The organism is Pseudoalteromonas sp. 23_GOM-1509m (assembly GCF_000518425.1).
Lineage (GTDB): Bacteria > Pseudomonadota > Gammaproteobacteria > Enterobacterales > Alteromonadaceae > Pseudoalteromonas > Pseudoalteromonas tetraodonis.
The window spans coordinates 1-21,518 of sequence record NZ_JADO01000016.1 but is presented as its reverse complement, the minus strand read 5'-3'; the positions used below and the strand labels follow the sequence as shown (position 1 = coordinate 21,518).

Genomic DNA, 21,518 nt, shown 5'->3' with positions numbered 1-21,518 from the left:
TTTCACCTTATTGTTATGATGGGATAGCTATTAATATAGGATGTAATTCCATGAAAAAACTAACAACATTGGCTCTTGCCTTGGCTGCAGCAATCGCGCCGGGTGTATCGGCCTATGAGACTAAAGACACTCGTTTACTCCGCTTTCCAGATATCCATAACCAAACCGTTACCTTTGTCTACAGTGGCGATATTTATATTGCGAATACGCAAACAGGCGAAAGCAAACGCTTAACCGACCATATTGGCTTTGAAACATTTCCTAAGTTTTCCCCTGATGGTAAGCGCATTGCATTTTCAGCCGAGTATAACGGTAGCCGACAAATTTATGTGATCAACAGTGACGGTTCAAACCTAAAGCAACTTACTTATTATAATGACGTTGGCCCAATGCCACCGCGTGGAGGTTTTGATTACCGCGTTTTAGATTGGACCGCCGATGGTAAAAATGTGGTATTTAGAGCTAACCGCACACCATGGGGAAAACGTATGGGCCGCCCTTACATGGTTCCTGCAGATGGCGGACTTGAACAGCCATTAGCGATTCCAGAAACTGGTGGCGGCATGCTATCTCCAGATGGCAGCAAGTATGTTTATACGCCAATTGACCGAGAGTTTCGTACGTGGAAACGTACTCGTGGTGGTCGTGCGCAAGATGTATGGATTTATGATTTAGAAAAAAACACCTCAGAACAACTAACTACAAACCGTGCAACCGACCAGCAACCAACTTGGGTCGGTGACGATATTTACTTTGTGTCTGACCGTGATTACACGCTAAACCTTTACCAGTACCGTAAAGGCAGCGAACCAAAAAAACTTACCAACTATAAAAACTTTGACGTACTTTGGCCTTCAGCTGGCCCAAATGCGATTGTTTATGAAAACGGCGGTTATTTATATCGCTTTGACGCAAAAACACAAAAAAGCGCTAAGCTAAGCATTAACATTGCTGGCGTGCGCCAATACGCAATGCCGTATAGCAAAAATGTTAGCGATTTTATTGATTCTATGTCGCTCTCTCACGATGGTAAACGCGCTGTATTTACTGCCCGTGGTGAGCTGTTTAGTGTACCAATTAAACAAGGGCCTACACGCAACTTATCTTACACAGAAAAAAGCCGCGAAATAGATGCAAGCTGGTCACCAAATGGGCGCTACATAGCCTACATGAGCGATGAAAGCGGCGAGTACGAAATTTACTTAAAAGATCGCAGTAAAAATAATGCTATTAAGCAACTCACTAGCAATGGCACTATTTGGCGCTTTACGCCCATTTGGTCACCAGATAGCTCTAAGTTGTTGTTTTCAGATAAAAACAACACACTTTGGTGGTTAGATGCAAAATCGGGCAAGCAACACAAAATTGATACCGGTATTTACGACGAAGACGGCATTACTCAATATACTTGGTCGCCTAACAGCCAAGACATTGTATTTGTTAAAAATAACGAAAACCGTTATGCCTCGCTATGGCACTACAACCTTAAAAAGAAAAAGGTAACGCGCTTAACAGACGAAATGAGTAATGAGCAAAACCCTACTTTTTCGCCTGATGGTCAATACCTTTACTTTAGCTCAGAGCGCGACTTTAACCTGGCATTTAGTAGCTACGAGTTTGATTACATGTTTAATCGTGCAACTCGTATTTATGCAGCTGCAGTAAACGATAGTGTTAAACCGCTTATTGCCTTACAAAGTGACGAAGCCACGATTGTCCAAGATAAAGAAGATGAAAAAGAAGACGACAAAAAAGTTAAAAATGCACTGCAAAGCAATGACTTTATGCAACGTGTTACCGCACTTAATGCCCCTGCGGGCGATTACCGTGGCTTAACCGCAGTAAAAGACGGCGTACTGACTCTTGCTAATGGCGGTTTACAGCTAATAGGCACCGATCACAACAGTGAGCTAGAAACAATCGCCAAAGGCGTTAGTAATTACACCATTTCAAGCAATAGCGAACACCTACTTGTACATACAGATGGCGGTTACAGCTTAATTGAACCTAAGCCAAAACAAGATTTAGACGCAAATAAGCTCGATTTAAGCAAAATGACGCTTAAAATTAATCCGCAAGCAGAGTGGCAACAAATGTATGTAGAAGGTTGGCGCACACTGCGCGATTGGTTCTACGACGAAAACCATCACGGACAAGATTGGGATGCTATTTTAGCTAAATACCAACCTATGGCTGATGCCATTAGCCATCGTAGCGACCTTGATTATGTTCTTAGCGAAATTGCCGGTGAAATTAACTCTGGCCATATTTATGTGCAGTCGGGTGATATGCCTAAAGCAGAGCGTAAAAACCATGGTTTATTAGGCGCTAAGCTTGCAAGCGACCCATCTGGTTATGTAAAAATAGAACAAATCTTTAAAGGTGAAAACTGGCATGACGATTTCCGTTCACCGCTTGGCACCACAGGTGTAAAAGCACATAACGGCGATTACATTATTGCGGTAAATGGCCGCTCGGTAAAAGACGTTGCTAACTTTTACGAACTCCTTGAAAACACCCAAGGCGAGCAAGTAGAGCTAGTGCTAAACAACAAGCCGCGTAGCAAAGGCGCATGGCAAATAACTGTAAAACCGATAGCAAGTGAGCAAGGCCTACGTTATTTAGACTGGGTTAATTCGCGTGCAGCTTACGTTGATAAGCTATCAAATGGGCGTATTGGCTATGTGCACCTGCCAAATACAGCCTATGAGGGCAATCGCGCCATGTTTAAAAACTACATGCCGCAAACAACCAAAGATGCCATGATTATTGATGACCGTTACAATGGCGGCGGTTTTATTCCTGAGCATATGATCACCTGGCTTGCGCGTAAACCGCTTAACTATTGGAAACGCCGTGGTGTAGAGCCAACTAAAACACCGCAGTTTGCACACAATGGTCCTAAAGCCATGCTAATAAATGGCTATTCAAGTTCTGGTGGTGACGCAATTCCTTACTACTTCCGCCAAGCTGGTCTAGGTAAGCTAATTGGTACCCGTACATGGGGTGGTTTAATTGGTATTTCTGGTAACCCAAGCCTTGTAGACGGCGGACAAGTAATTGCTGCTACATTCCGTATTTTAGATACACAAGGTAACTGGATCATAGAAAACGAAGGTGTTGCACCTGATATTAAAGTGGTTGACCGCCCAGAGCTTATTTATAAAGGCCAAGATCCATCAATAGAGCGTGCAGTACAAGAGTTATTAAAGGAGCTTAAAGAAAACCCTAAGCAACCTTTAGTGGTGCCACCAGCACCTACTGATTTTTAATTTGCTGCATAGCAATATTAGCTAATAAAAAAACCCTGCAAATTTGCAGGGTTTTTAATAATTCGAGTTTAATGACTTATATGTATTAAGGCTTATCTTTTTCTCCAGCCGCTCCATACGTCATCTTCTTGGTTGGATTTTTTCTTCTTTTTCTTACCTGTGCCTTCAGGCTTTGCCATTGGCTTATCGTTTTTAAGTGCCTCAGCCGCACCAAGGTTGGCTTGATTTACTGCAAAGCCGGCTACCTCTTCGCGCTCTAAGCGTAGTTTGTTTTTCTTTTCGATAATTCTAAAGTGATGGAAGTCTTCATAATCAATTAACGATAACGCTAGGCCTACGTCACCAGCACGGCCGCTTCGGCCAATACGGTGCATGTAATCAGCAGGGCTACGCGGTAAGTTAAAGTTAATCACTACTGGCAGTTTGGCAATGTCTAAACCACGGGCTGCAATATCGGTGGCAATCAGTACTTCAATTTCGCCCGCTTTAAATTTTTCAATTACGCGAGTACGTTCGCTTTGGCCTTTATCGCCATGGAATACTTGCGCATTCACGCCACGTTTTTCAAGCTTGCTGGCTAAGTGCTCACAGTCTTTTTTAGCGTTGACAAAAATCAGCGCTTGGCGCCATTTGTGCTGCTTAATTAAATGCGCTAAAACCGTGGTTTTTTCACCTTTATTAACTGTAAATACGCGCTGTACAAGCGTGCTCTCTTCTTTACTTTGTACTTGTATTTCAACCGGATTATTTAACAGCTCTTGCGTTAAAAGCGTTACTTGCTCTGGGAAAGTAGCTGAAAACAACATGGTTTGCTTTTTAGCCGGCATTAATGCCAATAGCTCAGCAAGCTCTTCAGTAAAGCCAAGGCTTAACATGCGGTCAGCTTCATCAAGCACTAAAGTTTTTACTTTATCCAGCTTAATGGCATTGCTTGATATTAAGTCGAGTAAACGCCCTGGGGTTGCCACGATAATATCGGCACCACCACGTAGTGCCTGCATTTGGGTATTAACCGATACACCGCCAAACACCGCTACCGTTTTAATGGCGCCATTAAAGTTTGCAGAGTATGATTTAACACTATCAGCCACCTGCGTTGCCAGCTCACGAGTAGGCACTAAAATTAGCCCTGAAACAAAATTACCTTTGCTCGGCGTTTTATTCGCGCCTTTTGCTAAAAATAGCGTTTGTAGCATAGGCAAAGCAAAGGTTGCTGTTTTACCTGAGCCGGTATTTGCCCCCGCAATTAAGTCACTCCCCGCCAAGATACTTGGAATTGCTTTTGCCTGAATCGGCGTAGGTTGCGAGTATTCAAGATCAGACAAACGAGCAATTAGCTCTGGAATAAGGCCAAGTTCGTTGAAATTACTAGGATTTGCGGCTGAGGTCATAAAAGGTGCGGGCTCATTGCTAAAAATAGCCTGTAATTTTAGCGTATTTAGCAACTATTAAGTAGAGGTTAGTGATTTAAATAATATTTAGCTACAGGTAATAAAAAGACGCTTGCGCGTCATTTTTATTTAACAGTAACTAAAAACCCTAGTTACGCTTATCTAGCTCTACCTGTAACCTAGCTTTTGTTTCTTTTAAGTAATTTATATAAGGGTATGAGTCATCTGCAATGGCTAAAGCAGATTCCATATGAGCCAGCGCTTGACTAATATTACCTTGCATCTCATAGCCATAAGATAAAGCAGAGATCGCACTAACTGATTTTGGGTGATTTTTTATATTGTATTTAAACACCTCAATAGCCCGTTCAAATTGCTGGTTATCCGTTAGGTTATAACCAAGTAGCCTAACAGCGCGATCCGGTGGCGATACCTGTTCGCCCCATTGTTGAGATAAGTTTTGATAATAAGTATCAATAGAGGCTACATCGTCAGTTAAAGCACTTATAGGCATTTGTTTAGGCAGAAATAGATTGTAATAGGCATTAAATACGCCAGCAGCAGCGGTTAAGTTATGCGAGATACCATCAAACGCATCACTAGAGAAGCGTAACCCTCGCACTTTATGCGATTGCAGTGATTGCTGCAATTCATCGTACCTTTCACGCATTATACCGGCTTCTTCGCCAATATTGGTGTAAACGTAACTGTTAAGGTCTTTCGTTTTAGCTATAAACGATTTTGTACTTTTTACCATTGCGCCATAGTTCCACCAAACCGCAGGGCTATAAGCAATATGCGCTTGAAATAGTTCGGGCTTTGCCTGCAAAGCATACAACGCAAATACACCACCAGCAGATGCGCCAGCAATAACCTTATAGTCATGCGTGCGATAGTTTTTATTAACTAAAGGAATGAGCTCTTGTTCAAAGAACGCTAAAAACGTTGTAGCACCGCCCCCTTCACCAACTGGGCCCTGAGGTTCCTTGTTCACTGTAGGATACATATCTCTAAGTCGATTAGTGTTTTCGATAGCGACAATAATAACCTCAGGCGCACGATTATCATTTTGTAAACGCTCAATAACAGCACTTGCAAGCGGTATATTACCCGCGCCATCTAAGCGATATATAACAGGATATACCTTATTTGACTCAGCTTGGTAGCTCTTTGGTAACTGTACAACAACTGTGCGTTCTTCATTTAAAACAGTAGATTTAATAGTGTGCATGAATTGAGAGTCATCAGCACTTTGCTGTTTAGTGTCAGATTGTGCAAAGGCACTTTGTGAACTAAAAATACTAAAGCTAATAAAACAAATGGCAGTAAATAAACGCATGACTAATCCCTTAGAGAATAATAAGTTACTTAAGCTAACAGACTTCCAGGCACAAAAAAAGCGCCTTAAGCGCTTTTTTAACATTAATCAAAACCTATAACCTGTTGATTTTACTCAACTGTAACCGATTTTGCTAAGTTACGTGGTTGGTCAACGTCAGTGCCTTTAATGACCGCTACATAGTACGATAGTAACTGTAGTGGAATTGTATATACAACAGGGGCAATTACGTCATCTACGTGGTTTACGTTGATCACACGCATGGTGTCGTCTGACTCAAAGTGTGAATCTTTATCAGCGAATACATAGATGATGCCACCACGTGCACGTACTTCTTCTACGTTTGATTTAAGCTTTTCAAGCAATTCGTTGTTTGGTGCTACAACAATAATTGGCATGTCGGCATCAATGAGTGCTAATGGGCCGTGTTTAAGCTCACCTGCTGCGTATGCTTCAGCGTGAATGTATGAAATCTCTTTAAGCTTAAGTGCGCCTTCCATCGCGATTGGGTATTGCGACCCGCGACCTAAAAACAGTGAGTGGTGTTTATCAGCAAACTCTTCTGCAAGGTCTGCAATACCATCAGCCAACAATAGCGTTTCCTCTAATTTAGCTGGTAGCAGTTTAATAGCGTTAACAATCGTGCTTTGATCTAAGCCTTTTTCTTGCGCAATAGACGCAGTAAGCATTAACAAACCAACAAGCTGCGTAGTAAATGCTTTAGTAGAGGCTACACCAATTTCAGCACCAGCTTTGGTCATAAAGGCAAGGTCTGATTCGCGTACAAGCGATGAACCTGGTACGTTACAAATAGTCATTGACCCCATGTAGCCTTGCTCTTTGGCTAAACGCAGTGCAGCTAAAGTATCAGCCGTTTCACCTGACTGTGAAATCGTTACTAGCAGACTATTTTCGTGTACAAACGATTGGCGGTAACGGAACTCAGAAGCAATTTCTACGTTACAGCTAACACCTGCAAATTGCTCAAGCCAGTAACGAGCAACCATACCTGAGTGGTATGACGTTCCACAGGCAATAATTTGTACGTGTTTTACGTCTTTAAATATTTGCTGTGCGCTGTCGCCAAAGGCATCAATCGCGACGCGGTCATCGTTTAAACGTCCTTCAAGGGTGTTACGTACTGCAAGTGGCTGCTCATAAATTTCTTTTAGCATATAGTGACGGTAATCACCTTTGCCTGATGCATCTTGTGTGATGTTTGATTCAACAACCTCACGTTCAACCGCGTTGCCATCGGCATCAAAAATTTCTACTGTGTCGCGAGTAATGCGCGCTACATCACCTTCTTCTAAGAAGATAAAGCTGCGAGTTACCGGTAATAATGCAAGTTGATCAGAGGCAATAAAGTTTTCACCAAGGCCTAAACCAATAACTAACGGGCTGCCTGAGCGCGCTACAATAATTTCGTTATCATTCGCTTTATCAAACACAACGGTACCAAATGCGCCTTCAAACTGTTTAACAGCTGCTTGAACTGACGCTAATAAAGTCGTGTGCTGCTGACGTAACTGATGAATTAAATGCACCATGACTTCAGTGTCGGTGTCTGATAAAAACTCGTAACCGTCGCCTTTAAGTGCTGCACGCAAGCTTGCGTGGTTTTCAATGATACCATTATGTACAAGCGCTAATTGATTGCTTGAAACATGTGGGTGAGCATTGGCTTCAGTTACACCGCCATGAGTTGCCCAACGAGTGTGTGCAATACCTGTGTGACCGCTAACACCAGCTTGTTCAAGTGCTGACTCTAAGTTTACAACCTTACCTACTGCTTTAACTGTATTAAGAGTATTGCCTTCAAGTAAAGCTACACCTGCTGAGTCATAACCACGGTACTCAAGACGCTTAAGGCCTTCAACTAAGATTTTATTTACTGGACGTTCTGCAACAGCCCCAACGATTCCACACATAGTGTCTCCATTAATTTTTTAATTCTAGCAACTCACGATGTAGTTGCTATTCCATAATCTCTGCGCAAATTAGTTTTACACCACACGCCTCTATGGCTGCGCGTTTATCATGCGCTAAGCCACTGTCGGTTATTAATGTGGTTACTGTTTGCCACGGTAATTCTAAATTTGGTATTTTTCGGCCAATCTTTTCTGACTCAACCAGCACAATAACTTCGCGCGCCGCTTTAGCCATCACTTGGCTTAATCCAACAAGTTCATTAAACGTGGTTGTTCCACGCGCTACATCAATGCCATCAGCACCAATAAATAGTTGATCAAAATCATATGAGCATAGAACATTTTCGGCTACTTGCCCTTGAAACGATTCTGAATGCGGATCCCACGTGCCACCTGTCATCAAAAGTGTTGGCTCATTTTCAAGTGCTAATAAACGCGTTGCTACTTTAATGGCGTTAGTCATAACAACTAACCCCTGCTTTGTAGCCAACTCAGGGATCATTGCTGCAGTGGTGCGCCCACTGTCTATAATAATGCGATTATGATCTTTTATAAGCGATGCTGCCGCTTTGGCAATGGCCACTTTGCGCTTAGAATCAATCTCATCGCTAACAATCTCTTTAGGCAGAGCAATAGCACCGCCGTAACGGCGCAGCAATAAGCCACTTTTTTCAAGCGCGGTTAAGTCTTTTCGAATAGTTACTTCTGATGTTTGAAACTGTTCAGCTAAAATATCGACAGCCACTTCACCTAATTCATTAACTTGAGTGAGGATCAGATGGCGGCGTTGCTGAGTGTTTCGTTTGGTCATAAGTGATTACAATTAAGTTTCGTTTCGAAAGTTAGTGAATTTTAAACGAAACATAATAAATGGCAAGTGAATGCGCAAAAAAAGCACAGTTTTATTCAAATTATCATCATGCTTAAAGTAGGTTAAGCTAGACACCATTATTTAAGTTAAACAAAATTGATATGCAGTCATTTAATAGTATTAGTAAAGAGAATCTAGCGCAGCGTAAAGCTGTGCACGAAATTTGCCGCTTATTTAATAAAAGCCCCAGTAAAGGTAATTTAAAGCGAATAAAAGAATTATGCTCACACTGTGGTGATGGAGTAATTATTGAAGCGGGCTTTCATTGTGACTATGGTAGTCAAATACAAATTGGTGATCGTACTTTTATAAACATTAACTGCACTGTGTTGGATGCGCCAATAAATGAAGGAGCTATAAGCATTGGCGACGATTGTTTAATTGGCCCGAACGTTCAACTTTTGGCAGTATCTCATGCGGTTAACCCCACAGAGCGGCTCAATAAAGAGAACTTTGCAGCACCGATTACTATTGGTAATAACGTGTGGATTGGCGCGGGAGTTATTGTGTTAGCTGGCGTTACCATTGGCGAAAACGCTGTTGTGGGCGCAGGGTCGGTAGTAACCAAAGACGTGGCTGCGAACACTGTTGTTGCCGGTAATCCTGCTGTAAGAATTAAAGATATTTGAAAAAGGTCTATCGGTATTCTGATAGACCTTTAGTAGGGTTCTTTACTCGTTATTACTCATATCTTAATGTTAACGATGGCCTAGTACTGGCGGCTTTAAAGGCAAGGCTGGCAACGGTGAGCCAAGTGATTGCAGCAACGCTCAAAGCAGCAACCAAATAAACCCAAAGAGCTTGATCAACCCGCTCATTAAAGTTTGCAAGCCAATCACCCACCAGCCAATAAGTAAGCGGGTATGCAATAGCTACACTGCCCAGCACTAAAATCAAAAACTCTTTGGCCAAAAGGTTCATAATGCTGATGCGTGATGCACCAAGGACTTTGCGTACTGCCACTTCTTTTTGACGACGAATCGTGGCAAATGAAGCTAAACCAAAAGTACCTAAGCAAGTTAAGAACACTGCAAGGCCAGTAAATATAAGTACGACAAGAGAAACACGCTCATCACCTTTTAATACCGCTTTATAGTTTTCAGCTAGCAGGTTTATTTTTGGCTCATAAATATTAGACACTTCAGCTAAAGCTGTGATCACTGCTTGCTTTATAGCAGGGAGATTTTGTACGTTCACGGTTAAAATCACTTCAGATACTGGTGCTAAATAGTTAAAGCCACATAAAAACATAATGTTAGAATTCGCATCTTCTGCATTACCAACCTTTACATCTTTTACAACACCAACAACTCGCATATCCACATTACGCCCCGTGTCTTTAATTGTTTGTCCAACAATATCAGCCACATTGCTATAACCAGCCTGCTTGGCAACGGTTTCTGTAATAATTGTACCTACTGTTGTAACCCCATTTGCTCGCGTCGCCCAGTCTGAGGAAAACTCACGGCTAAAGTCTCTGCCAGCAATGAGCGTAAGGCCTAGCCCTTTTACTACATCAAAACCAGAACCTATCACAGGGGTTATTCCACCTGAAAATTCACCATTAGGCCAAGTAGGCTGTAATGTATTATTAATTGAAACGGTTAAACGAGTATCAATAATCGTTGCTTGCTCTACACCATCTATAGCCGTCAAGCGATTAATTAGTGCGCTAGGCTGCTGCGTAAATACCGACTGCACAGGCAACTCTGAAACCACTAAGCGTTGCTGCGTTTGATAGCCTAAAGGAAGATTTTGTAAGTGAGATAATTGTTTTAACAACGTAACCGATGCAATGATCAAACCGATTGCCAATGAAGCTTGCAAGGTCAATAAACATTTACGTACCCAAATGGCCGTATTACCGCGCTGTAAATCGCCACTTAACACTCGTTTTGCACTAAATGATGAGATAAACAATGCCGGGTACAAACCTGCAAGTATGCCTACAGCAATAACGACAGCCATAATGCTCAAACCAAAGGCTGAAAAATAATTCACTATCAGTTCACGATCGACCAGCTGGTTAAAGCTTGGCAATAACAATTCCACTAACACACAGGCAATAATCATCGACAATAGAGCAACCAAAGTAGATTCAGCCAAAAACTGTGTTACTAACTGCAGCTTACTTGCACCAAGTGCCTTGCGCACACCCACTTCTTTAGCGCGCTTTGCAGACTGTGCTACTGTCATATTGATAAAGTTAAAGCCAGCAATCAAAATAAGTAACACGCTCAACCCTGCACAAATCGTTACAACTTGCTTTGCGCCGCCTGCTTTCATTTCAAATGGCGATTTTGCTGTTAAATGTAAGTCTAGTAATGGGTGTAACTCAATGGCAATTTGACCCGCCATTTGCCCATTGAAGTACTGTTTAGACAGTGTATCAGCGAGTGCTTTTGGATCGGCCTGTGGCGCCAAGCGCATATAAACATAGCTACTATTAATCATCAGGTTATTTGGATCATGTTTTACATAAACGAGGTTTTTAAATGCAAAGTGAGTATTGCTTGGTAAATCTGCAAACACCGCCCGTACAGTATATTGCCCTTGTTCGTGCTGTAGCGTGTTACCAATAACATTTATTGTACCGAAAATACGCAGTGCTTCAGATTCACTAAGAGCCAAGCTCTCAGGTGTACTCATTGCATTTTTTAAATCACCAGCCAATGTGTTTATATTGATAAAGTTCTCAATATTTGGCGTTGCCCCATACAAGTCATTAAGTTTAAAACCCTGATCCCGATACTGCACGTCAACCATAGCTTCTCGAGTCAGCGATACCATCGTCAAACCAAACACTTCTTCAACTTGACTATATTCAGTGGCTTTTGCCGCTTGAGAATAATTAAAAATAGGAATGACTGATAAGCCCAACTTTGAGAAATCTTGGCCTACACGGTAAACACGTTCAGCGTGAGGCTGCTGACTATCGTACGATAGCTCGTTTTGTGCAAATAGTGCCACTAAAATAGCCGCAGCTAAGCCAATACTTAATCCTAAAAGGTTTAGGATAAAGTGCTGTTTTTGTTGCTTGAATGATCTTAAAGCAGTGACTAAATAATTAATAAACATATTAAGCAACCTCAACAACGGCTTGCTGCGCAACATTTGCTTTATCAAGCATCACTTGGCCATCCAATAGGCGCACTAAGCGATCAGCATAGGCCCCCTCTTTTTCTGAGTGAGTCACCATAATTACCGTGGTGCCTTCACGGTTTAATTCGCGTAGCATCGCCATCACTTCATCACCGTTTTTAGAATCGAGGTTACCGGTTGGCTCATCGGCTAAAATTAGTTTGGGATTAATCACTAATGCACGCGCAACGGCTACCCGCTGTTGCTGACCACCTGATAACTGCTGAGGTAAATGCTCACCGCGGTGATCAATACCTACGCGTTTTAAAATAGCTTCTACACGCTCTTTACGCTCATTTTTTGATATTTTTTGATACTGTAACGGCAACTCTACGTTTTCATAAACTGTTAGCTCATCAATCAGGTTAAAGCTTTGAAATACAAAGCCAATTGATTCTTTACGTAGCTCTGCTAGTTGCTTTTCGCTATAGCCTGCAATGTCAGTTCCCGCAAAATCAAAGTTGCCTGAGGTCGGTGAATCAAGCATACCCAAAATAGAAAGCAGCGTTGACTTACCACAGCCAGATGGCCCCATTATCGCTAAGAAATCGCCTTCGTTTACAGTTAAGTTAATATTACTCAGCGCTGTTGTTTCAACATCTTGAGTACGAAATACGCGGCTTAAATTAGTTAGTTTGATCATTGTTATTATCCTTAAAATTGTAGTTGCTGTGCTTTGTCAAAGTTACTGTAGCTAGAGGTAATCACTTTATCCCCAGCGTTTAGCCCTTCAAGCACTTCAAAATAGTGTTGATTCTTTTTGCCTAGGCGAATATCACGGCGCACTGCTTTATCACCGCCTTGCTCGATTACATAAACCCAGTTACCGCCCGAGTTAGTAAAAAAAGCCCCGCGTTTAAGCAGTAAGGCATTGTTATTGTCATCCCCTAGCATTAACTCAATATCAATGCTTTGGCCGCGCTTAATGCTTTTAGTGTTACTGGGTAGGTCCACTTCTACTTGAAATTGTGACTGCTGTACGCGGCTATCGATTTTGCTCACTTTTGCATTCACCGTGCCGCTTTCAAGCTCAATCATTACCGCCATGTCACGCTGCACTTGGTTTAAATAAAATTCATCAAGGCGGACCACCAATTTATATTCATTGGGAATATCTATTTGGCCTAATCGCGCACCACTGTTTTTAGATTCACCAATTTCTACATCAAGCTCGCTTAAATAACCCGATACCGGTGCTTTGATTAATAAGTTATCGAGGTTTCTACGCGCAAACTGCAGGTTCTTTTCAAGCATTTTAGCGCTATCAGAAAGCTGTGCCACTTGCACCTCACGGATTGAGTTTTCTTGCTTTTGGCGCTCAAGGGTAAGCTCTTTACGGGCTTGGTAATAATTTAAATCTTCTTCCAGCTCAGCAAGTTGCTCCTGCGCTAATACGCCACTTTTAACCAAAGGTTTAGTTTGTTTTAATCGACGAGTTAAGTGGGTAATTTTTAATTCGATTTCTAATAAGTCGCGGCGTAAATTCAAACGACTGGTTTCCATCGTCATTTGCGTATTACGTAAAAAGTTAAGCTGCTCGGTAACTTGAGCTTCTCGACTCATTACATCAAGTTGTAAGTTAGTGTTGCTTAAGCGCACTAGCGGTTGGCCTTTCTCAACATATTCGCCTTGCTCAACTAATCGCTCTTCTACTTGACCACCGGCGATGGTATCAAGGTAAATGCTGGTTTTTGGCACTACTTGACCACGTAAGCTTAAGGCATCTTTAAATGCACCTTGTTTAACCGTGCTAACCGTCAGGCTGCTACGATCAATATGCTGGCTACGGCCTGTATCGCTGCTTTGTGTAAAACCATATGCAGCCGCTGCAACACCTAAAGCAAGCGCAGCTAAAGTGAATTTTTTTAAATATTTTTGAGTAAATGAGCGTTCTATTTTTTTGTCCATGTCGGCTACCTTGATACAGGTTTAATAACTAATTACCGATAGTTATTACAATCACTATGCCAACTTTAATTTAACTTAAAATTCAAAAAGTTAGATGTTTATTTAGCTGTTAACATATTTATAGTGTCCGCTAATAGAACACTTTGCTATTTTATAAACGTCCATTTATGGACACTGTTCCCTTTTTGTTTTAGGCTAAATAAAACTCTATAAAAATAACAATCATGAAACACACAGGCTCACTTTTAATTGTTGATGACAACCCAGATATTCTCATCGCCGCACGGCTCTTGCTAAAACAGCATTACCAAAGCGTTAAAACCACTGACAACCCATTTGATATTGCTGACATCATTAACGAGCAACGCAAAGTTGATCAGCCAATTGATGTGATCTTACTCGATATGAACTTTACCCAGGACTCCATCAGTGGCAAAGAAGGCTTTTATTGGCTGAAAAAAATCATCGAGCAAGATGCAAATATTGTTGTATTACTAATGACTGCCTACGGCGATATTCAACTTGCAGTAGATGCAATTAAAGCGGGCGCCTCTGATTTTATTGCTAAGCCTTGGCAAAACGAGCAATTACTTGGCGCAGTTGCTGCCGCATTTTCACACGCCAAAGACAAACAGCAAGTGAGCAAATTAACGCGGCAAAGACAAGGGTTAAACCAAGCCTTAAACACGCCTAACTTTGAGTTTTTAGGTCAAAGCAATGCGATGCAGCAGGTGTTTAGCACCATAGAAAAAGCAGCTCAAACTGATGCCAACATATTAATAACCGGTGAAAGTGGCACAGGGAAGGAGTTGACCGCGCATGCCATTCATCAAGCAAGTATGCGCCACAATCAAACCTTTATGAGTTTAGATATGGGTGCAGTAGCGCAGAGCCTCTTTGAAAGTGAATTATTCGGCCATAAAAAGGGCGCGTTTACTGATGCAAAAAGCGATCGCATTGGTAAATTTGAACTTGCCCAAGGCGGCAGCTTATTTTTAGATGAACTCGGTAATTTACCACTTGAACACCAAGCTAAGTTACTGGCGGCATTACAAAATAGGCAAATAACACCAGTTGGCGGCAGCAAAGCCGTTGATATAGATATTCGCCTGATTTGCGCCACTAACGATAACCTTGAGCAAGCAGTTATTGACGGGCGCTTTCGCCAAGATTTGCTATACCGGATAAACACCGTTGAAATTCGCCTTCCGGCATTACGGGAGCGCAATGATGACATTCCATTATTAGCTAATTACTACCTAAAACACTTTGCGCAAAAATATAAACGCAGCTTAACCATTAGCGATGATGATATGAGTGCACTTTGCCAATACGCGTGGCCAGGTAATGTACGTGAATTGGCTCACGCTATAGAGCGTGCGGTTATATTAACTGAAGGGGATAAACTCGATATAAGCTCAGTGGTTGGTAACTCAGCATCAGTTAGTACTGGCAATAATCAAAACACGGAAACTTTTAACAATCAGGTACAGTACGACACTTTTGATTTAGAAATACTCGAACAACGCACTGTAAGAGCCGCGCTTAAGCATCATCAGGGAAATGTAAGCCATTCCGCCAAAGCGCTTGGTTTAACCCGTGGCGCTATGTATCGCCGTCTTGAAAAGTATGGGTTATAAACATGCGTGCTAATTTATTATTAATGATTAATATAATAGCGCTTGTTAGTACGAGTGCATTGCTGAGCTACTTATTCCAAAATAGCAGCTTTTCAGCAACCTCACTATTGCTGATACTAGTGGCGACGGCGTTAATAGTGCATATTTTTTCTCTGTTTAAACGCCAACAAAAACAAGCTGAAATGGTGATACGTGCTTTAGCCAATGGCGACAGCACCTTAGGGCTTGGTCAACAACACCCAATGCTTAAACAATTTGAGCAAGTAAAAACACAAATGCAAACCGCGCGCTTTAATGCCGAGCAACAAGCGCAGTTTTTACAAGCTTTGCTCATCCATGTTGATTTAGCCGTATTGGTATGTGATGACAATGGAAAGGTGATCGAATCAAACCCTGCAGTTAGCAAATTACTGGGTAAAAGCTTTCAGCATTTGCAAGAGTTAGGCGCTGTTGGCGAGCTAATTTTGAACGCCAGTAATAATATTCGCAGCACCACCTATTGGCAAAACGGCGAGCAGCACGACACCCTCTCTATTCAACTGAGTATTGCCGAAATACAAGGTAAAGTACGCCGAGTAGTGAGCTTGCAATCAATTCACGACCAGTTACAACTCAAAGAACAACAAGCTTATAAACGCTTAACTAAAGTACTTACGCACGAAATTGCCAACTCCATTACCCCACTTTCATCGTTAGCGAATACATGTACTAACTTACTACCACAAGAACTGTGTTTTATTGATATTGAAGATAAACAAGACTTACAGCTTGCCCTAAGCACCTTAGCATCAAGAACGGCACATTTAGGCGACTTTATTGCTCGTTTCCGCCAAGTTAGCAGCTTACCTAAACCCAATTTAGCGCCTGAAAATTTAGCCGATATGCTAACGCGTATTGTCGCTTTACATCAACAACAAGCACGCGTTCAACACACCCATATTGAACTGTCGATTAAAAATCAGCAGTTAGTAATGCTTGATAGCAGCCAAATAGAGCAGGTATTAGTAAACTTAATAAAAAATGCTCTTGAAGTACTAAAGAGTAGCCAAAAGTACAGCGCTGAGAATGTCGTTCAAGCAAAGATCGAAATCAGCTTGGCACAAAACACTAGCCAGCAACTTTATATAGAAATCAACGACAACGGCCCAGGAATCAGTGAGCATGTGATAGATATGATCTTCGTACCATTTTTTACCACCAAGCAACAAGGCTCCGGCATTGGCCTTAGCCTCTCTCGGCAAATAATGCTCAACCACGGTGGTGATTTAATTTACGTGCAAAAACCACAAGGCGCCTGTTTTAGGTGTGTATTTGGTTGAGTGTAGAACACCATTTAAGGTGACGACTCATTAGCATTAGCCCTTTCGAGCTAAAGCACGACCTACTAAATTGCACAGCATATCTCGTAGGTCTTCGTTTACGGCGATAGTTAATTTGCAATACAGGTAATTAAGTCAACCTAAATATCAGCGGGCTTACCAATATTAGTCCGCAACCAAAGCCCACTTTAACTTGCCATGCTTTATATTTACCTGTGACTTTAATCCCTAACATCGGGCTTAATAAGTCGATACGGCGCGCAGCAAGAAACACCAGCCAACAAATAATGAAAGTGAGGCTGAGTATAAGTAATGGCTCCACAAAACCACCTAATTGCAGCTTCGACAAATAAAAGGCAAGGCCAATAATCACACTTTGATGTAATAGATAAAAAGGGAATACTGCACAGTTTAATAAAGCCAGTTTAGGGTGATCGTGATTCAAAAAACGTTGTGCTAGTGCCAGCATTAACAACACGCCCATTAACCGTTGCGCAGTATACAGCATATCCATGCTGGTAATTTGCCATTGGCTAGCAGCAGGGTTTTGCCAAATCGTGTGATAACCCAGTACGACAACTAAATAACCTAAAATAAATACCACGAATAGCACTCGCCAATGGCGAAGTAGCTGGCTATAAAATGTAGGCTGCCAAGCAAATAAGTAACCATAAAGTAAGAACAGCGCGCCCATGGGGTATCTAAATGTGTCGCTCGGCCAGCTCAGTTTTAAAATACACAGCGGCAATAGCAATACAATAAAAATAGTAAATAACGAGCGCCCACATAAACGCGTGATTATTGTATGCACAGTAGCGTGATGAAGCAGCGGCATCGCTAGCACTAGCAATAAAGTAAATTGCCATAACGAACGCAAGTACCAAAGATGGTTTACATCGACATGAGGCCAAATCCCTGCTTGATAGTGATTAAATAAAGGGTTAGTTAAATTAAAGAACTGCTGGTAGAACTGCCAAAAGCTCATAGCTAAACCAACCTCTTGGCTCATTTGCGCATAAAGCTGAATAGGCACTATAAACCAAATGCCAAACAATAAAGGCAGTAATATTTTTACACTTCGCGTAGTTAAAAACATACCTAGACTAAAGCGCGCAACAATAAAGCGCAGCGCCACACCTGAAATAAACCAAATTAATCCCATCCGCCATGGCGACAATAAAAGCATGACGTTTTCAATACCGCTGGATAAGTACTGACTTTTAAAATGAAAGCCCCAATTTTCACTGTATAACATGCCGGTGTGGTAAAAAATTAATAAGCCAAAGGCAAGTACTCTCAGCCAATCTAAATCATAACGGCGAGATGGTAACTCTTCACCTTGATTAAATACATTTAACCATGGCTGCAATAGCTTACGTGTTGTGTTTTTAATTACTATTTTAAGTTTCATGATAGATTTAGCTTACGACTAATTAATAACAACTATGAACAACACTCTGCGTTAAGCAATCACAAAAGGCTGATAAAACAGTCAGTAGGGATAAGCGGTGGATATCAGGGATGATAAGTTTGGTGATCTATCACTATCTTGCTAGTCTAATGATGGTCTTTTAAGAGTTACAATAATAATGATCACTTTATCGCACTTTCAGCGCTACCAGAGATGGTATGCGGCATTATTTTTATCTAGTTATATTTTTATAAACAACACGATTAATGCCAGCTCAAATATTATGGAAGCCCAACGTGATGGCGCACTTCCTTTTATGATCTGGGAGCCCTTTGTGTGGGAATACTCGAGTGCTATTGGCACTTTATTATTGTTTCCGGCTTTAGTTTGGTTATTAAAAGCTAAGCCCTTTAATTGGCAAAAAATCTCTCATTCAATATTACTGTACTTAGTAGCGAGCATTGCTTTTTCGTTATTACATATTGGTATTATGGTCGCTATCCGCAAACTCATTTACACCGTGCAGGGTATGCAATATGACTTTGGGTTAGTATGGTTTGAGTTACTTTATGAATACCGCAAAGATTTGTGGGGATTCTTATTTTTGATTGTTGTTATTAAAACCTATCAATATGTCGTGAGCCAATTAACAGGTGAAGCAGCCCCGATCAGTCAAGGCGAAGATACTGCTGAACATGTAAACTTAGACAGGCTACTGGTAAAAAAGCTGGGAAAAGAATTTATTGTTCGCGTAGCAGAAGTAGATTGGCTTGAATCAAATGGCAATTATGTAAATCTACATATTGGCGCTCGAATTTACCCTTTTCGTGCAACCATGACACAACTTATAACTCAGTTAGAACCACAAGGATTTTGCCGCATTCACCGTTCTCATGCGGTTAGGTTAGACGCGGTTGAATCAATCACGCCATTAGCAAGTGGAGATAGTGAAGTAAAACTTACAACAGGAAAAATACTTAACTTATCGCGTCGCTATAAAGATCAATTTAAGGAACTGTTAAATTCAACTACAAGTCATTCTTAACTCACGCTATGTTAAGCTAACCTGCTTTAGGTTAGCCACATTCATTTTTTCGGAGTAGTTTAGTACGTGCCTTTAAATCGATTTATCCGCATTTTGCCATTAGTGTTAATTTTATCCGGTTGTGAAACCACACCCGAACAGCCATCTTCACAACCTGATATTAAAGCTAACCCGAATATTGTTGTTAAAGAACAAAACGAAAATATTGAGCAAATAGCTCCCTTAAGTCCTCAGAAACTCGATGATGTGTGGCAACGCATCCGAACGCAGCTTACATTTGCCAATTCTAGCCACCCAGATGTACAGCAACGTATTGCATGGTATTTATCGCACCCAAATTACATGGATGAAATTAGTCGCCGTGCTGAGCCTTATCTTTATTATATAGTCACAGAGGTTGAAAAGCGGAACTTACCCATAGAATTAGCGTTAATGCCGCTAATTGAAAGTGACTTTGATGCCAGTGCGTACTCACATAAACATGCCTCTGGGCTGTGGCAACTAACGCCTGCAATTGCTAAATATTTTAACGTAAAAATCTCACCTTGGTATGACGGACGCCAAGACGTAGTAGACAGTACCCGAGCTGCGCTGGATTTTATGGAGTATTTATACAAACGTTTTGATGGCGATTGGTACCATGCTATCGCGGCTTATAATTTAGGTGAAGGTCGTGTACTTAGAGCAATTAGTAATAATAAAAAACAAGGCAAACCCACTGATTTTTTCAACTTAAAACTGCCCAAACAAACCAGTCAGTACGTGCCAAAATTACTAGCTGCGGCACAATTATTAAAAAGCCAAAAAATGGCTTTTCCTACAATTTCAAACAGCCCAACAATTGCAGTATTGCCTATTGATGACGCTGTTATTTTAGATAACCAAAAGCAATGGCAGCAACTTGAATTTTTAAACCATGGTGTGATCCGCTTTCCAGCAATTATTGATGCGCCCCACATTGTTGTTCCAGTTGCTGAACAAACACAATTTAAAGACATGCTCGCTAATCTTGATTCCAATGATTATAGTCAGTGGCAACACTACACAGTAAAACGTGGCGATAGCTTAAGTGTTATAGCGAAACGCTACAAAGTGGGTATTAGCCAACTCAAAGCGTTTAACGATCTAAAAAGTAACACCATTAGAATTGGCCAAAAGCTTGTGCTCCCTCAATTAGCCGATACCCAAATTGAATATCAGGTTAAATCGGGTGATAGCTTATGGAAAATTTCCAGCCACTACAAAGTCAGTATTACTAAACTAAAACAATGGAATAACCTTTCGAGCGACCATTTAAAAATAGGTAAAAAGCTTACTGTATTCTTATCTAATCGCTAACGACCTCGCTGATTATTAAATATATGGACTGATGAATTTATCAGCCCATATACCCTTCAAAAGACCTAATACCAATCCGCAATAATACTCAATCATTTTGCGGGGCTAAACGTGTCGCTATCTGTGTTAAAAAATTCTCATTTAGAACAACTAAATAGCGAATTTTTTTCCTAGCTATCAACCCGTTTTTACTACCTCAAAATAGACCGCTTAATTAAGCGAATTGGTATAAATTTAGATTCGAGCTTGCACATATTTGGCGTCGGCGCGTTCCTTCGTAGTGACCACGCAGTAGAATATCGTAGTGCCTACAGCGCTCTAGAGCCACACAGCAAGGTACACTTATGTTTTTTTAATGGGATGAATTGGACTCTGAGGTAGTCGGTGCGTTCTTTTACCCATGAGTTTCGTAATACTCAACCCACGCTACAAAGTACAGGTTGACACTGTGCAACTGATAGCTGATAGCTGACGGCTGGTAGCTAATATTTTTACTTTCCTGCAGACGTAAAAAAGCCCGGCTCTTTTGAGTCGGGCTTGCTTGTATTTAGAGTCGGTGCGCTACGCAGTAGAATGTCGTAGTGCCCACAGCGCTAGAGAGCCATATAGCAAATACGACACTATCTTTGAGCCGGGGCGACCTTGTGCGGGGCTCGCCTTCGCGCTGTTTTGTTTGATGTATAGGAATACGAATGCCGTGGAGTACAGGATGTGCAAGAGCGGCCACTACTGAGTTCGGTGCGAGGTCTTGGTTTTGGGGTTTTACTTTCCTGCAGACAACAAAAAACCCGTCACATCGCTGTAACGGGTTTCTCTTATTTGGAGCCTGGTAATGTCCTACTTTCACATAGCAAATGCTACACTATCATCGGCGCTGTTTCGTTTCACTACTGAGTTCGGCATGGGGTCAGG

14 protein-coding genes and 1 rRNA gene are annotated in these 21,518 nt (G+C 41.5%); 6 read left to right on the top strand and 9 right to left on the bottom strand.

Annotated features, from left to right (window positions below; genetic code table 11):
• Positions 1–50: 50 nt before the first annotated feature.
• A complete protein-coding gene (locus N523_RS0107265) occupies positions 51–3,272 on the top strand; it encodes a S41 family peptidase (protein ID WP_028834732.1) in 3,222 nt (1,073 codons plus the stop codon).
• Positions 3,273–3,364: 92 nt separating this feature from the next.
• Here the strand turns inward: N523_RS0107265 and N523_RS0107260 are convergent, their stop codons facing one another.
• The 4 genes from N523_RS0107260 to N523_RS0107240 all read right to left on the bottom strand — a co-directional run bounded on the left by N523_RS0107260 (position 3,365) and on the right by N523_RS0107240 (position 8,744).
• Entirely contained in the window at positions 3,365–4,663 is a 1,299-nt protein-coding gene (locus N523_RS0107260) for a DEAD/DEAH box helicase (RefSeq protein WP_028834733.1), read from the bottom strand.
• 148 nt (positions 4,664–4,811) lie between these two features.
• A complete protein-coding gene (locus N523_RS0107255; RefSeq protein ID WP_028834734.1) occupies positions 4,812–6,002 on the bottom strand; it encodes an alpha/beta hydrolase-fold protein in 1,191 nt (396 codons plus the stop codon).
• Between the two features lie 110 nt (positions 6,003–6,112).
• Complete coding sequence (gene glmS / locus N523_RS0107245; RefSeq protein WP_008112790.1) at positions 6,113–7,933, bottom strand: glutamine--fructose-6-phosphate transaminase (isomerizing); 1,821 nt, start codon at positions 7,931–7,933, stop codon at positions 6,113–6,115.
• A gap of 46 nt (positions 7,934–7,979) precedes the next feature.
• Complete coding sequence (locus tag N523_RS0107240; RefSeq protein ID WP_028834735.1) at positions 7,980–8,744, bottom strand: DeoR/GlpR family DNA-binding transcription regulator; 765 nt, start codon at positions 8,742–8,744, stop codon at positions 7,980–7,982.
• Between the two features lie 161 nt (positions 8,745–8,905).
• Here N523_RS0107240 and N523_RS0107235 point away from each other — a divergent pair, with 161 nt between their 5' ends.
• The gene (locus tag N523_RS0107235) at positions 8,906–9,433 is read left to right on the top strand and encodes a sugar O-acetyltransferase (protein ID WP_028834736.1); all 528 of its coding nucleotides are present in this window, start codon (positions 8,906–8,908) and stop codon (positions 9,431–9,433) included.
• Positions 9,434–9,485: 52 nt separating this feature from the next.
• Here the strand turns inward: N523_RS0107235 and N523_RS0107230 are convergent, their stop codons facing one another.
• From N523_RS0107230 to N523_RS0107220, 3 genes are read right to left on the bottom strand one after another with little or no spacing between them, the layout of a single operon-like run.
• Positions 9,486–11,882, bottom strand: a complete 2,397-nt coding sequence (locus N523_RS0107230; RefSeq protein ID WP_028834737.1) for an ABC transporter permease — start codon at positions 11,880–11,882, stop codon at positions 9,486–9,488.
• A gap of 1 nt (position 11,883) precedes the next feature.
• Positions 11,884–12,588: an ABC transporter ATP-binding protein gene (locus N523_RS0107225; RefSeq protein ID WP_028834738.1), complete on the bottom strand. Its 705-nt coding sequence runs from the start codon at positions 12,586–12,588 to the stop codon at positions 11,884–11,886.
• A gap of 11 nt (positions 12,589–12,599) precedes the next feature.
• A complete protein-coding gene (locus tag N523_RS0107220; RefSeq protein ID WP_028834739.1) occupies positions 12,600–13,853 on the bottom strand; it encodes an efflux RND transporter periplasmic adaptor subunit in 1,254 nt (417 codons plus the stop codon).
• Between the two features lie 224 nt (positions 13,854–14,077).
• Between N523_RS0107220 and N523_RS0107215 the strand changes: the two genes are divergently transcribed.
• Both N523_RS0107215 and N523_RS0107210 read left to right on the top strand, forming a co-directional pair.
• Entirely contained in the window at positions 14,078–15,493 is a 1,416-nt protein-coding gene (locus N523_RS0107215; RefSeq protein ID WP_028834740.1) for a sigma-54-dependent transcriptional regulator, read from the top strand.
• Between the two features lie 2 nt (positions 15,494–15,495).
• Complete coding sequence (locus N523_RS0107210) at positions 15,496–16,812, top strand: sensor histidine kinase (RefSeq protein WP_028834741.1); 1,317 nt, start codon at positions 15,496–15,498, stop codon at positions 16,810–16,812.
• A 130-nt stretch (positions 16,813–16,942) separates the two neighbouring features.
• Here N523_RS0107210 and N523_RS0107205 read toward each other — a convergent pair whose 3' ends face one another.
• Positions 16,943–18,223, bottom strand: coding sequence for an acyltransferase family protein (locus tag N523_RS0107205; RefSeq protein WP_028834742.1), 1,281 nt, complete (start codon positions 18,221–18,223; stop codon positions 16,943–16,945).
• A 181-nt stretch (positions 18,224–18,404) separates the two neighbouring features.
• Here N523_RS0107205 and N523_RS0107200 point away from each other — a divergent pair, with 181 nt between their 5' ends.
• Positions 18,405–19,268 (top strand): LytR/AlgR family response regulator transcription factor, encoded by an 864-nt coding sequence (locus N523_RS0107200; RefSeq protein WP_028834743.1) that lies wholly within the window; start codon positions 18,405–18,407, stop codon positions 19,266–19,268.
• A gap of 66 nt (positions 19,269–19,334) precedes the next feature.
• A complete protein-coding gene (locus tag N523_RS0107195) occupies positions 19,335–20,606 on the top strand; it encodes a LysM peptidoglycan-binding domain-containing protein (protein ID WP_028834744.1) in 1,272 nt (423 codons plus the stop codon).
• Positions 20,607–21,430: 824 nt separating this feature from the next.
• On the opposite strand, the gene rrf is transcribed toward N523_RS0107195, so the two are convergent.
• A 5S ribosomal RNA gene (rrf, locus tag N523_RS19725) occupies positions 21,431–21,518 on the bottom strand; the annotation flags it as partial.